The sequence below is a fragment of the Ruegeria sp. E1 genome (genome assembly GCF_056534225.1).
In genome coordinates, this window is the sequence record NZ_JBQFPE010000004.1 from 231,061 (window position 1) to 243,975 (window position 12,915).

12 protein-coding genes are annotated in these 12,915 nt (G+C 58.3%); 3 read left to right on the forward strand and 9 right to left on the reverse strand.

Features of this window, described 5'->3' with window-relative positions; all coding sequences use genetic code 11:
- The first annotated feature begins 85 nt into the window (after positions 1-85).
- Positions 86-997, forward strand: a complete 912-nt coding sequence (locus ACR0FG_RS06675) for a MurR/RpiR family transcriptional regulator (RefSeq protein ID WP_480891289.1) — start codon at positions 86-88, stop codon at positions 995-997.
- A gap of 35 nt (positions 998-1,032) precedes the next feature.
- On the opposite strand, the gene ACR0FG_RS06680 is transcribed toward ACR0FG_RS06675, so the two are convergent.
- From ACR0FG_RS06680 to ACR0FG_RS06700, 5 genes are all read right to left on the reverse strand, one after another.
- Complete coding sequence (locus ACR0FG_RS06680) at positions 1,033-1,824, reverse strand: FAD binding domain-containing protein (RefSeq protein ID WP_480891292.1); 792 nt, start codon at positions 1,822-1,824, stop codon at positions 1,033-1,035.
- Positions 1,825-1,927: 103 nt separating this feature from the next.
- Complete coding sequence (locus ACR0FG_RS06685) at positions 1,928-4,288, reverse strand: xanthine dehydrogenase family protein molybdopterin-binding subunit (RefSeq protein WP_480891294.1); 2,361 nt, start codon at positions 4,286-4,288, stop codon at positions 1,928-1,930.
- A 51-nt stretch (positions 4,289-4,339) separates the two neighbouring features.
- Complete coding sequence (locus ACR0FG_RS06690; RefSeq protein WP_480891296.1) at positions 4,340-4,825, reverse strand: (2Fe-2S)-binding protein; 486 nt, start codon at positions 4,823-4,825, stop codon at positions 4,340-4,342.
- Between the two features lie 153 nt (positions 4,826-4,978).
- On the reverse strand, positions 4,979-5,980 hold the full coding sequence (locus ACR0FG_RS06695; RefSeq protein WP_480891299.1) for a molybdopterin-binding protein: 1,002 nt from the start codon (positions 5,978-5,980) through the stop codon (positions 4,979-4,981).
- On the reverse strand, positions 5,977-6,945 hold the full coding sequence (locus ACR0FG_RS06700; RefSeq protein WP_480891301.1) for an XdhC family protein: 969 nt from the start codon (positions 6,943-6,945) through the stop codon (positions 5,977-5,979). The genes ACR0FG_RS06695 and ACR0FG_RS06700 overlap by 4 nt, the downstream gene beginning before the upstream one ends.
- 227 nt (positions 6,946-7,172) lie before the next feature.
- Here ACR0FG_RS06700 and ACR0FG_RS06705 point away from each other — a divergent pair, with 227 nt between their 5' ends.
- A complete protein-coding gene (locus tag ACR0FG_RS06705) occupies positions 7,173-7,673 on the forward strand; it encodes a hypothetical protein (protein WP_480891304.1) in 501 nt (166 codons plus the stop codon).
- 3 nt (positions 7,674-7,676) lie between these two features.
- Here ACR0FG_RS06705 and ACR0FG_RS06710 read toward each other — a convergent pair whose 3' ends face one another.
- Together ACR0FG_RS06710 and ACR0FG_RS06715 are read right to left on the reverse strand one after the other, a co-directional pair.
- Positions 7,677-8,933 carry a vWA domain-containing protein gene (locus tag ACR0FG_RS06710; RefSeq protein ID WP_480891306.1) on the reverse strand — a complete coding sequence of 419 codons (1,257 nt, stop codon included), beginning with the start codon at positions 8,931-8,933 and terminating at the stop codon, positions 7,677-7,679.
- Positions 8,934-8,991: 58 nt separating this feature from the next.
- Positions 8,992-9,900 carry an AAA family ATPase gene (locus tag ACR0FG_RS06715; RefSeq protein ID WP_480891308.1) on the reverse strand — a complete coding sequence of 303 codons (909 nt, stop codon included), beginning with the start codon at positions 9,898-9,900 and terminating at the stop codon, positions 8,992-8,994.
- A 135-nt stretch (positions 9,901-10,035) separates the two neighbouring features.
- Between ACR0FG_RS06715 and pyrC the strand changes: the two genes are divergently transcribed.
- A complete protein-coding gene (gene pyrC / locus ACR0FG_RS06720) occupies positions 10,036-11,073 on the forward strand; it encodes a dihydroorotase (RefSeq protein ID WP_480891311.1) in 1,038 nt (345 codons plus the stop codon).
- Here the strand turns inward: pyrC and ACR0FG_RS06725 are convergent.
- Together ACR0FG_RS06725 and ACR0FG_RS06730 are read right to left on the reverse strand one after the other, a co-directional pair.
- A complete protein-coding gene (locus ACR0FG_RS06725; protein WP_480891314.1) occupies positions 11,070-12,365 on the reverse strand; it encodes an MmgE/PrpD family protein in 1,296 nt (431 codons plus the stop codon). The genes pyrC and ACR0FG_RS06725 overlap by 4 nt on opposite strands.
- Before the next feature lie 38 nt (positions 12,366-12,403).
- Positions 12,404-12,847 carry a type II toxin-antitoxin system RatA family toxin gene (locus tag ACR0FG_RS06730; protein WP_480891315.1) on the reverse strand — a complete coding sequence of 148 codons (444 nt, stop codon included), beginning with the start codon at positions 12,845-12,847 and terminating at the stop codon, positions 12,404-12,406.
- Positions 12,848-12,915 lie beyond the last annotated feature (68 nt).

A 12,915-nucleotide genomic window follows, 5' to 3' on the forward strand; every position in this document is an offset into this window, starting at 1 on the left:
AAAACCTCATGCTTCAACGCCGACTTACGGGTTTTAGATACGTTTTCAACTTGCCTAATAGAAAACATATGTTTTTCTTGATGTCATGACCATACATCCCGATCAAATCAACAAGCGCCTGCGCCTTGGCATCGACAAGATGCCAGCGCAACTGCAGGCTGCCGCCAAATACATCATAGATCATCCCGGAGATTTCGGCATCGACCCGATCCGTGTCACGGCATCAAAGATCGGCATCAGTTCCAATGTTCTTGTCCGTTTGGCACAACGCATGGGCTTTGACGGCTTCGATGCGTTCCGGCAGCCCTTTCGGAGTGCACTGGTCACGGACAGCGAAGACCGCCTTGGGCAGGACTGGCTGCAAACCATGCGGCAAGGCGGCGGGTTTCAGACGGCTCAGGCAGAGTTTGCACAGAACGAACTGAACGTCGTCGCCCGATCCCTCAGACAGCTGGATCCCGCAAAGGTCAGTGCAGCAAACCAGCTGATCACAAAATCGGAACGCTGCTTCGTCACCGCTGCGCGCGCCAGTTTCGCGCTGGCCTACTATTTTCACTATGCAGGACGCATGGCACATCTCGGACTTCAGCTGATACCCCGCCATATGGGCTCGGCCATCGATGATCTTCTGGATGCCAACCCGCAGGACTGCGTGTTTGCGATCACCGTACAGCCCTATTCCGCTGATACCATCCAGGCCTTGCGATATGCACGTGACCAAGGCCTGAAGATCATACTGCTGTCCGACAGCGACGTTATCGCGCCGGGCATTTCACCAGACGTCATACTGCCGATCAGCACCCGGACCTTGCACCATTTCTCCAGCTTCTCTGGGGCCATGGCCGTTCTGGAATGTCTGCTGGGTCATCTCATTGCCAGCGGTGGCGAGGCCGCCCGCATACGCGCCGAGCGCTATCTGAAGTCACGCGAAGACACCGGCGCCTATTGGCAACCCTCAAAGCTACCCAGGATCAGAAAACCACAAAGCCCCGGTTGAACACCGGGGCTTTGCACATTTCGCTTCCAGCCAATCTATGAACAGGCCACGACAGCGCGCTTTGTCATGACACTGACCAGATGCGCCCGGTACTCTTTGCTGCCATGCAGGTCGCCGATCATGTTCATCGGGTTGATACGCAAATCCATCAGAGCATCCGGGCGGAACTCTTTATTCAGCGCGGCCTCTGCCTCGGACCAACGGAATACCCCATCTTCGCTTGCTCCGGTCACGGCCACACGCACGCCGTCGGCAAACCGCGCCACGTAGACGCCGACCAATGCAAAGCGTGAAGCGGGCTGCAGGAACTTCTGGTAGCTCGCCGCCTGCGGTACTGGAAACCGGACCAGAGTGATGATCTCGCCTTCATCCAGCGCCGTGCTGAACATGCCTTCAAAGAAATCATCTGCCGCAATCTCGCGCCGATTGGTCACGATGGTTGCGCCCGAACCCAAAACACCCGCTGGATAACAGGCAGCCGGATCGTTATTGGCAATCGACCCGCCAATGGTCCCGCGATTGCGCACTGCCGGATCGCCGATCTGCCCGGCCAATGCCGCCAGCGACGGATACGACCCCGCCGCCTCACGCGCGACCGCAGCATGGGTCGTCGCCCCGCCAATCGCCACCGAACCATCGTCCTCGATGCAAACACCCTGCATCTCGGCAATCCCGCTCAGCGATACCAAAGCCGAGGGTGCCGCCAATCGCTGCTTCAAAGTGGGGATCAACGTCTGACCGCCCCCCAAAGCCTGCGCCTCCTCTGCCCCCAGCGCGGCTACCGCGTCCGCAATGGTCGAGGGTTTCTCAAACTCGAAACTGTACATTTCGTCTTCCTTTCCAAAATCAGGACAAGGCACGCCCCGCCCTTCTTCTGTTCAAAAATACCTCGGGGGTCCGGGGGCTGGCCCCCGGTCCTCCCTCTCCAACTCACCCGTTCATCGCCGCCCAGACGCGCGACGGGCTCATCGGCATGTCAATGTGATCGACCGCCTTGCCACCCGAGTTCAGCGCATCCAGAACCGCATTAACCACAGCAGGAGGTGAACCAATCGCCCCGGCCTCACCACAGCCCTTCACGCCCAACGGGTTGTGCGTACATGGCGTCTGGCTGGAATGGTCTACGACATAGAACGGCACATCATCGGCGCGCGGCATGGCATAGTCCATGTAAGATGCGCTCAGCAGCTGGCCATTCTCGTCATAGGCGCAGTTCTCAAGCAGCGCCTGACCGATGCCCTGACCGATACCGCCATGCACCTGCCCATCCACAATCATCGGGTTGACGATGTTGCCAAAGTCATCCGCCGCGGTGAAGGCCTCGATGCTGACCTGACCGGTCTCGGGATCAACCTCGACCTCGCAGGCATAAGCACCGGCAGGGAAGGTGAAATTGGCCGGGTCGTAGAACGCGGTTTCCTCCAGCCCCGGCTCCACCTCCAGCGGATAGTTGTGCGGCACATAGGCTGTCAGGGTCACATCGCCCCAGGCCACCGATTTGTCGGTGCCTGCCACGCTGAACTGACCGTCCTTCAACTCAATATCAGCCTCAGACGCTTCCAGCAGGTGGGCCGCGATCTTCTTGGCTTTCTCGATCACCTTTTCAGTCGCCTTAACCATAGCCGAGCCACAGACCGCCAGCGAGCGCGAGCCATAGGTCCCCATGCCGAACGGGATCTTCGAGGTGTCGCCATGCACGATCTCAACCATCGACTCGTCGATGCCGATCATGTCGGCCACAACCTGCGGAAATGCCGTTTCATGCCCCTGCCCGTGGCTGTGTGCGCCCACCATGACGCTGATTGATCCGGTGGCATTCACCCGCACGGTCGCGGCGTCATAAAGACCCGCGCGCGCGCCCAGCATCCCGACGATGTTCGAGGGCGCAATGCCGCAAGCCTCAATATAGCAATTGATGCCAAGGCCCCGCAGCTTACCATTGGCCTCGCTTTCGGCACGGCGCGCGGCAAAGCCTGCCAGATCGGCGGTGGCCTCCAGCTTGTCCATGGTTCCGTTGTAATCCCCGGTGTCATAGGTCAACGCCACCGGCGTGTCATAGGGGAACTGGGTGACAAAGTTCTGACGACGCAACGCGATCGGGTCTACGCCGAGCTCGCGGGCTGCTTTGTCGATGACGCGCTCGATCTGATAGGTCGCCTCGGGGCGGCCTGCGCCGCGGTAGGCGTCCACCGGCACCGTATTGGTAAACATCGCCTTCACGTTCACCTGAATGACCGGCGTCTTGTAATTGCCCGCCATCAAGGTGCCATGCAGCCATGTCGGAACCGAGCTGGAGAAGGTCGACAGATAAGCCCCCAGATTGGCGTAGGTATCGGTGCGCAAGCCAGTGAAGTTGTTATCTGCATCCAATGCCAGTTCGATCCGGGTGACATGGTCACGACCATGAGCATCCGACATGAACGCCTCGGACCGGCTGGCCGACCATTTGACCGGGCGACCGCAAGCCTTGGCGGCAAAGGTACAGAAAGCCTCTTCCGCATAGTGGAAGATCTTGGTACCAAAGCCGCCACCGACGTCCGGGGCAACCACGCGGACCTTATGCTCGGGAAGCCCCAGAACAAAGGCGCACATCAGCAGGCGGATCACGTGTGGATTCTGCGAGGTGGTGTAGAGCGTATACTCCTCGGTCCCGCGGCTGTATTCCGCAACGGCCACACGCGGTTCCATCGGGTTGGCAACCAGCCGGTTGTTCACCAGATCCAGCGTCGTCACATGGGCCGCGTTGGCAAAGACCTCGTTGACCTTGTCGTTGTCCGCTTCGCCCAAGTGCCAGTCATAGCAGATGTTGTTTTTCAGATCGTCATGAACCAGCGTCGCGCCGTCTTGTGCCGCAGCTTTCATGTCGATCACCGCGGGCAATTCCTCGATGTCGAGATCAATAGCCTCGGCTGCATCCCGTGCCTGTTCAAGGCTGTCGGCCACCACGGCTGCAATCGGGTCGCCCACATGGCGCACCTTACCTTGCGCCAAAATGGGATGCGCAGGCTCTTGCATCGGCGCGCCGTGACGGTCGGTGACTTCCCAACCGCAGGGTATTCCGCCCACGCCTTCGAAATCCTTGCCGGTGAAAACCTTGACCACACCCGGCATTCCTTCTGCCGCTGATGTGTCGATGCTGTTGATCCGGCCATGTGCGATGTCGGACCGCAGAAAATGTACATAGGCCTGGCCATGTACGTTGATGTCGTCGGTATAATTGCCTGCTCCGGTCAGAAAGCGCACGTCCTCGCGCCGCTTGGAACTGGCTCCGATGCCACTGTCTTTGGGCATTGCTTGTTCTCCTCCCTGGAAAAGAATTTTCGTCGAAAATTCTTACCCGCCTTATTCGGCGGCGATGCTTGAAACGTCCTGGCCCGAAGCGGCCATGATCGCCTTGACGATGTTGTGATACCCGGTGCAGCGGCATAGATTGCCTTCAAGATACTTGCGCACTTCAGCCTCGGTCGGGCGCGGGTTTTCCTTCAGCAATGCGGCCGCGCTCATCACCATGCCCGGTGTGCAAAACCCGCATTGCAATCCGTGATGATCCTGAAACGCCTGTTGGATCACGTTCAATGAGCCATCTTCGTTGGCTTGCCCCTCAATCGTGCCAACCTCAGCGCCGTCTGCCTCTAACGCCAGCATATTACAGGATTTGACCGCCTCGCCGTTCACATGAACCACGCACGCTCCGCATTGGGCTGTATCGCATCCGACATGCGTTCCGGTCAGGTGCAGATGGTCGCGCAGAAAGCCGGACAGCAACGTCCGGCCTTCTACGTCACCGCTAACGGCTTTCCCGTTCACGGTCATTGAGACCTGTGTCATGTGTTCCTCCCGTTTGGTATTTTTTCCTCGGGACGAGTTAAACACGGGAAAATTTGTTTGAGAACAAAAATATTTGCCGTGTTTTTCAGCCGTCTAGTTGCTTAACGTGCACGAGATAGATTGCGATTTCTTAGGGTCAAAAGTGCCGCAGCGTCACTTCTTTCGCCCAGAGCGCGGTTGCGGTCTTGTCGGGATTTCCTTGAGCAACCCGCCAACGCCCATCGCGGAAATGTCATCTCCGGTCGTTTCCACCCCACAAGCCACCCGGGACAAAATCCAATCCGCACCGTTCAACGCAGGTGAGCGGGCGCAGCCGGGCAACCCGATGACCGGACGCCCCTGAAGTGATCCGAGAAACAGCAAGTTGCCCGGATCAACCGGCATCCCGAACCGATCAACCCTGCCCCCTGCAAAGCTAACCGCCGCCGGGGCTACATCGTTCACATCCGATGTTGCCGATCCCGTCAGGATCATCGTTACATCGCCCTGAACCGAAGACACGGCGGTGGCAAGCTCGTCAGGTCGATGCGGAACGATCTGCACATCGATCAGATCAAGTCCCAACGCCTCGACCCGACCCCGTATCGCGGCGATGCCCTTTTCGTTCGATGGCCCGCCTTGAATATCCGTGACCACCAACCCTGCAGTCCGAAAAATGGGTGTCGTCAGCTTTATCGCGGCCCGAGCCAATTGTGCGGCAGCCTGAACATCTGCGTGGGGTACGGCATAGGAAATGACTTTGATCGTTGCGACCATTCCGCCAGCGGTCATCTGTTTATATTGCGGCACGGTCGCAACGGTAATCATCGGGTTTACGCGATTAAAACGCTGAAGGGCGTCGATATTCAGCGCCGCCACGCCAGGCGCATCTGCCAGCAGGTTCACGCGCCCGGTGAAGGCATCTGTCACGCGCAAGTTGACCCCTGCCGGGTCGGGCGCAAGTGCAGCGGCCAGCATCCGCGCGGCCTCGTCCTCGTGGCAATCGCCGGGTTCCAGTCTTGCAACCGTCACTTCGCGCAAACCGGCCTGCTCCATCAGGGCCACATGGACATCCGTCAATTCGATCCCTTTGCGCAGCTTCTGCCCATCAAGCTTGACCGAATGAGCAAGGATCGCGCCTTTGGATGTCGCGACGGGAACCGGTCCGAATTTCACGCCTTGCCCCGCAGCACAGCTGTCATCTGAGCCAAAATCGCAACCGCAATCTCGGACGGATCCGCTGCACCGATGTCCAGACCGATCGGACCATGGATCCGCGAAATCTGTTCATCGGTGAATCCGGCTTGCTTCATGCGTTCCACTCGCTTGGCATGGGTCCGGGTGGACCCAAGCGCGCCAATGTAGAACACGTTGGCACTCAAGGCCGCCTGCAGGGCCGGATCATCCAGCTTGGGATCATGGGTCAGCAAAACAACCGCAGTTCGCGAATCCAGTCCCAGTTTCACAACGGCCTCATCAGGCCAGTCGGTCAGGATCTTTTCACCTGGAAACCGCGCGTCCGAGGCAAATGCATCGCGCGGGTCAACGATGGCTGGATCATATCCAGCAATGCGCGCCATCGGCACCAGCGCCTGTGCGATATGCACCGCGCCGACCACGATTAACCGCAGCGGAGGGTTGTGCACCGCAACAAAGGTTTGACCGTCTTCTTCAAATCCTGACCGATCCATTCGCAGACGATCTGAATAAGCGTTGCGACGCAGCGCCCGATGCCCGGTTTCAACATTGACCTCATATGCTATCGGCTCACGCCCCGCCCGTGCGGCAACCAATTCAGCCAACATGTTTTCGGGCAAGACCTTGCCGACCGGCTCGACCAGAACCCGGATTGTACCACCGCAGGCAAGACCAACGGCAAAGGCGTCTTCGTCGCTGACACCGAATTCAAGCAAGCGGGCCTCGCCTTCGTCTATGGCTTCCAGCGCCTCGACAATGACAGCGCCCTCGACGCATCCACCGGACACAGACCCTTCGATCCGGCCATCCCCGCCGATAACCAGCTGAGATCCGACGCGCCTGGGCGCGCTGCCCCAAGTCTGCACAACCGTCGCAAGTGCAGCCCCTTTGCCCTTGCGAAACCACTCAAGCGCGGTTTCGGGGCTGCTGTCGAATCTGTCCATTGATGCCTCCGGCAATGTTCCAGACCAACATAGGATGCTTTATCGCAATGAAAAGCGGTTGGAATTGTGGTTAGTTGCAGCTTCTGTCGTTCACCGGCGAGTTATGCGCAGATTTCGCATTCAAACAAATAAACCATTGATTGTATTGAATTCCAGTTCTAGCGTGCCCGAGCATAGTGCATATGCACCATTGCGCCCCCTGAAAGTTTTTAAATGGAGTCAGAGAGTTGAAACGCATTATCGCACTTGCATCATTGGTTGGCCTGGCCGCCTCTACGGCCGTTTCGGCGGACACATTTCTGAAATATGGCGAAGTTGAAGGATGGAAGGTCTTTATCGATCAGGATAAAAAATCCTGTCTGATCGAAGCCGTAGATGATGCCGAGAATGTCGTCCAGATGGGCCTGACCGAGGATCGCGGCGTTGGCTATGTCGGCGTTTTCACCAAGGCCAAAACCAACATCAAAGCTGGTGAGAAAGAGGCCGTTGCTATCCTGATCGGCGACAATATCTATGTTGGTGAAGCGACCGGAATGAAGGGCAATATCACCAAAGGCTATTCGGGTGGATACGTTTTGTCGGATGACCCTCAGTTCGCCGAGGACATCGCCAAGAAAGAAGTCATGATCGTTTTTCCTGAAAAGGAATTTGCGTTCACGGTAGATTTGACCGGCACCTACAAAGCCATGGAAATGGCGCGCAAATGCAATCAGGAACAACTGTCCTGATGATCACTTAGAAAGCGCAGCCATCAACCGGGCTTTCTGTCCCTGGTCGTCGGATTGTGAAATCACGGCGGCCAGATCCTCGAGCGAGGCAATCGAATGACCGGCACGAAAGCTGTCGACATGCGGCAGCATGGTCAGGATGCCCTGCGCCTTTGGTGCAAATCCATCCCAGCGCAGAAGCGGGTTCAGCCAGATCAAACGGCGAGATGAGAGGTGCAGGCGCTCAATCTCTTTTTCCAGTTGTTCGGGGGCGCCCCGTTCCAATCCGTCTGTGATCAATAGGACAACCGCCCCCTGCCCCATAACGCGCCGCGACCAGTCGCGATTGAACTGATGCAAGCAATCGCCTATCCGGGTGCCGCCTTCCCAATCCTGTGCTTCGGACCCGGCAGCCGCTAGCGCGGCATCAACGTCACGCTGATGCAGATGGCGGGTGATGTTGGTCAACTGCGTACCAAAGGTAAAGGCGTGCACCTTGGCCCAACCGGCACCTTTGGCGTTCGAGACCGTGTGAAGGAAATGCAGGATAATGCGACTGTACTGGCTCATCGACCCGGAGATGTCGCACAACGCCACAAGGTTGGGCCAACGCGGTTTGGGTTTCATTCGGCGGATGTCGCGAAGATCTCCGCCCTGGCGCATCGCTGATCGCAATGTGCGCGCCCGGTCAATGCGTCGCCCGGTCTGGCTGGCCTCGCCCCGGCGCGAGGCGATCGGTTGAACAGGCAAGGACAAGCGCGCCAGCAGGCGTTTGGCTTGTGCGACTTCATCCGTGCTCATCTGTTCGAAATCCAGATTGCGCAGGCGTTCTTCGGATGAAGCTGTCTGAGTTGCGTCGATTTCGATCTCGCTGTCTTGCTCTTGTTCCGTCGCCTTCGGCTGATCACGCTCGACACCATCCAACAGCGCCTCGGCCGCACGTTTTTCAGCAGCGTCAGCCGTGCGCTCTTCCTGCACACCCCGGATCGCGGGCAGCATCATCGACATCATGTGTTCAAGGTATCGTGGGTCACGCCAGTAAAGCCGAAAGACCTGTGCGAAGACCGTCCGGTGTTCGGGTCGGTTTACGAAACACGCATGGAGCGTCCAGTAGAAATCCTGCTTTTGGGTAAAACCTGCCGCCTCAACCGCCCGAATGGCATCCACCACGCGCCCTGTTCCGATTGGCAAACCTGCCTTACGCAGCGCGCGCGCGAAATGCGTGATGTTTTGCACCAGTTTTGGGTCGTCGGGGATATCCAGCGGGAGTTGTTCGGCCATTATCGCTGATGGGGGCTCTGCCCCCATACCCCCAGAGTATTTCTGAAAAGATGAAGCATCAGGCGGGTTCTAGCGTGGCTTTGGCTTCGTCAAGGATGCGCTTGGCCTCGGACCCTTGCAGTTTTTGAATGTCGTCCTGATATTTTAGAATGGCTCCCAGCGTATCGCCGATTACCTCGGGGCTGAGATTGATCACATCCAGCGCCAACAGGCATTTGGCCCAGTCGATGGTTTCCGCCACGCCGGGTTTTTTGAACAGGTCTTCGGTACGCAAGCGCTGTACAAAGGCCACAACCTCTCGGCTGAGCGCCTGTGCCGCCTCGGGCGCGCGGGCGTGCAGGATTTCGATTTCACGATCAAAGTTCGGATAGTCGACCCAGTGATAAAGACAGCGGCGTTTGAGGGCATCGTGAACCTCGCGTGTGCGGTTAGAGGTGACGATCACGATTGGAGATTCAGGTGCCTTGATGGTGCCGAGTTCCGGGATGGTGACCTGAAAATCGCTGAGCGCCTCTAACAGAAATGCCTCAAACGGTTCGTCGGTGCGGTCGAGTTCGTCGATCAGAAGCACGGGCGCACCGTTTTCATCCGGACGCATCGCTTGCAGCAAGGGTCGTTCAATCAGGTATTTATCCGAGAACAGCTCGGTCTGAAGGGCGTTTCGGTCGGCCCCACCCGCCGCTTCGGCTGTGCGAATTGCAACCATCTGCGCCGGGAAGTTCCATTCATAGACTGCCGACGACGCATCCAACCCTTCGTAGCATTGCAGGCGGATCAGGCGGCGGTTCAACCCGGCGGCAAGGGCTTTGGCAATTTCGGTTTTACCGACGCCCGCTTCACCTTCGAGAAACAGCGGACGCCCAAGTGATAGCGACAGGAATACTACCGTCGCCAGCGCTCTGCCGCAGACATAGCCTTGATCCCCCAGCAACAGCTGCACGGCGTCGATTGAGTTTGGTTGCGTCATGAAATCCCCTTGTTGATCTGCCCAACAGGTCATGAGCGCGCGTGTGCGTCAAGCCCGGGGCCCTTTCGGGACTTACGACGATCTGATCAATTGACAAGGCTTTCCCCTCCGCATGGGCTGTGCTAGCCCGGGGCCATGACCGATACCCTCACGATCCGCCGTCCCGACGACTGGCATCTGCACCTGCGCGATGGCGCGATGTTGCAGGCCGTCCTACCTGAAACCGCGCGTCATTTCGCACGTGCGATCATTATGCCCAACCTTGTACCTCCGGTTGTCACGGGTGGTCAGGCCGCGGCCTATCGCGAGCGTATTCTGGCGGCGTTGCCCGACGGCATGTCATTCGAGCCGCTGATGACACTTTATCTGACTGAAGATACGGATCCTGCGGATGTCGCTGCCGCTCATGCCAGCGGGCTGGTCAAGGCGGTCAAGCTGTATCCGGCGGGGGCCACGACGAATTCTGCCTCGGGCGTGCGAGATTTCGACAAGGTGCGGCCGATGCTTGAGAAAATGGCCGAAATTGGCCTGCCCCTGTGCGTACACGGTGAGGTCACGGATGCCGAGATCGACATCTTTGATCGTGAAGCCGTGTTCATTGACCGTGTTCTGGACCCGATCCGCAAAGCCACGCCCGGTCTGCGGGTGGTTATGGAGCACATCACGACCTCAAACGGCGTGGACTATGTGAAAGCGAACGAAAGCGATCTGGGCGCGACGATTACGACGCATCACCTGATCATCAACCGCAATCACATTCTGGTGGGCGGTATCAAACCGCACTACTACTGCCTCCCGGTTGCCAAACGTGAAGAGCAACGGTTGGCGCTGGTAACGGCGGCGACGTCAGGCGACAGTCGGTTCTTTCTGGGGACGGACAGCGCGCCGCACACAGATGCGAACAAGGAAATGGCTTGCGGCTGTGCAGGCTGCTTTACCGCGACGAACACCATGTCTCTGCTTGCCGAAGTGTTCGAGCGAGCGGGCGCATTGGACAAGCTTGAAGGGTTCACCTCGTTGAATGGGCCTGGATTTTACCGGCTGCCTGTGAACGAGCAGACGATCACCCTGACTAAAGGGGATGTCGTCGAATATCCGACCAAGATCGAATCTGCGGACGGGCCTGTTACCGTGTTCAACCCGGGTTTCCCACTTCACTGGCGCGTTTCTTAATCGCTTAGTTGGGCTGCCAGATCAGCTGCGCGCCCACCGGTGCGCAGCATGGACCAGATGGAGTCAGCCTCATCGCCGCCAATCAGCTTGGAGGCCTTTTCGCGCACACGATCTTCGCGGTCGGCTAGTGACATCGGGGCCAGCAGATCGTGGTCTGCCTCACGCCGCGCACCGTCCCGGCGCAGTAGCGACAGGTGGGCCTGCGTTTCGCTCAAGGTCTCGTCCGCTTCGACCGTGATCCTGTCGCGCAGGGATTTCAGACGCGGGTCTGCGCAGACCTCATCGGAATAGCTGTCCGGCAAGGCCGTATCGTGGCCGAGCGCCAACATTGCGATCACGGTGCGGTATGAGAATTTGGCCCCCAAACCGGTTGTCGGCGCAAGTTGATTGCACACGCTCATCCATCGTGGGTGGGTTTTGATCTTGATCTCGGCCACTTCGGGTTCGGCAATGTCAAGTTGGCGCGCGGCTTCGAGCGCGGCATGAAGGCCGTGGCAACAAGCATGGAATTTGTGGCTGACATTCTCAAACAACCACTCGTCACCCAACCCGGACAGCGCGCTGGCGGTGTCACCTGCCCCGGCATGAGTGGCGGCGAACCCAAACGGCCCTTCGATAGCATCCGCATTGGGCTCAAAACCACCTTGGATCAGCAGCGCAACCTCGATCCCGTTCGAAGCCGCCATGCCAGCATTGTAGGGTTTTCCCATCGTCCCGAACTGCGCCTTTTGCCCCGCGGCCCGTGTTGCAGTCAGGCCAAGTACCTGACGCATCTGCGTTGCGTCAAATCCCATGACACGCCCGGCCGCAACCGCTGCTCCAAAGACCCCAGCGGTCGCAGTCTGATGAAAACCGGCCTGATAGTGATCGCGCCCGAGCCATAGACCGATACGAATGGATAGCTCCATTCCGACCAGGGCGGCTTCAAGCAGATCAACTATGGGTCTGTCTTCATATTCACAAATGCCAAGCGCTGCTGGAAAGATGGCGACAGATGGGTGGCCTATATGGGCAAAATGCGTGTCGTCATAATCCAGAGCGTGCGAGACGGTACCGTTGACCAAAGCCGCCGCTCGCAGCGGTGCTGCGCCCCCACCAAAGACATGTGCCTGTGCCGCGCCACCCTCAGCCAGAATTATGTCCCGGATGATCCGTGAAACAGGCTCATCAGCGCCCGCGCGCCCGACGGCCAACCAATCCAACGCGGACAGCGATGTGACGATACGGGCTTGTGCGGTTGTTGAAACGGGGCCTGCTGCAAACTCGGCAAGCGTGTTGGTAATATCTGTCATATAACGCAGTCTAGCGCGCGCACCGGTTGGGTAAAGCCTCAGCCGTAAAGGTCTGCGGCGCGTTTTTCGAATGCGCGTACGATGCGGTGCATGGCTTCGTTGAACACAACACCGATGATGCCTTGCAATACTGCATTCTTGAACTCGAAATCGACATGGAACGACACGTTGCACCCACCTTCGGCATCTTCGAACTGCCAGTCCGATCGCATGTATTTGAACGGGCCGTCCAGATATTCGGTGTCGATCTTTTTCTGTGCATCAAACAGCGTAACGCGGCTGCCGAACCGTTCGCGGAACACCTTGAACGAGATGACCAGATCCGCCTCCATCACCTGCCCTTCGCCCGCCTGATATGTTCGGCGAATACGGGCCGCTGCGCACCAAGGCAGAAACTCGGGGTATTTCGCCACATCCCCCACCAGATCGTACATTTGCTGAGCGGTATATGGCAGATGTCGGGTTTCTGAATGGGTTGGCATGGCGTCTGGCATTTACAGGTGACAATGGCGCGTCATGTCGTATGTTGCGCGCCAAAGATCAAGGGGGC

Bases quoted from the DNA above. Each gene is read 5' to 3' on its own strand.
- ACR0FG_RS06715 (WP_480891308.1), bottom strand. From the start codon at position 9,900: ATGACGCAACCAAACTCAATCGACGCCGTGCAGCTGTTGCTGGGGGAT.
- ACR0FG_RS06725 (WP_480891314.1), bottom strand. From the start codon at position 12,365: ATGACAGATATTACCAACACGCTTGCCGAGTTTGCAGCAGGCCCCGTT.
- ACR0FG_RS06675 (WP_480891289.1), top strand. From the start codon at position 86: ATGACCATACATCCCGATCAAATCAACAAGCGCCTGCGCCTTGGCATC.
- ACR0FG_RS06700 (WP_480891301.1), bottom strand. From the start codon at position 6,945: ATGGACAGATTCGACAGCAGCCCCGAAACCGCGCTTGAGTGGTTTCGC.
- pyrC (WP_480891311.1), top strand. From the start codon at position 10,036: ATGACCGATACCCTCACGATCCGCCGTCCCGACGACTGGCATCTGCAC.
- ACR0FG_RS06680 (WP_480891292.1), bottom strand. From the start codon at position 1,824: ATGTACAGTTTCGAGTTTGAGAAACCCTCGACCATTGCGGACGCGGTA.
- ACR0FG_RS06710 (WP_480891306.1), bottom strand. From the start codon at position 8,933: ATGGCCGAACAACTCCCGCTGGATATCCCCGACGACCCAAAACTGGTG.
- ACR0FG_RS06690 (WP_480891296.1), bottom strand. From the start codon at position 4,825: ATGACACAGGTCTCAATGACCGTGAACGGGAAAGCCGTTAGCGGTGAC.
- ACR0FG_RS06685 (WP_480891294.1), bottom strand. From the start codon at position 4,288: ATGCCCAAAGACAGTGGCATCGGAGCCAGTTCCAAGCGGCGCGAGGAC.
- ACR0FG_RS06730 (WP_480891315.1), bottom strand. From the start codon at position 12,847: ATGCCAACCCATTCAGAAACCCGACATCTGCCATATACCGCTCAGCAA.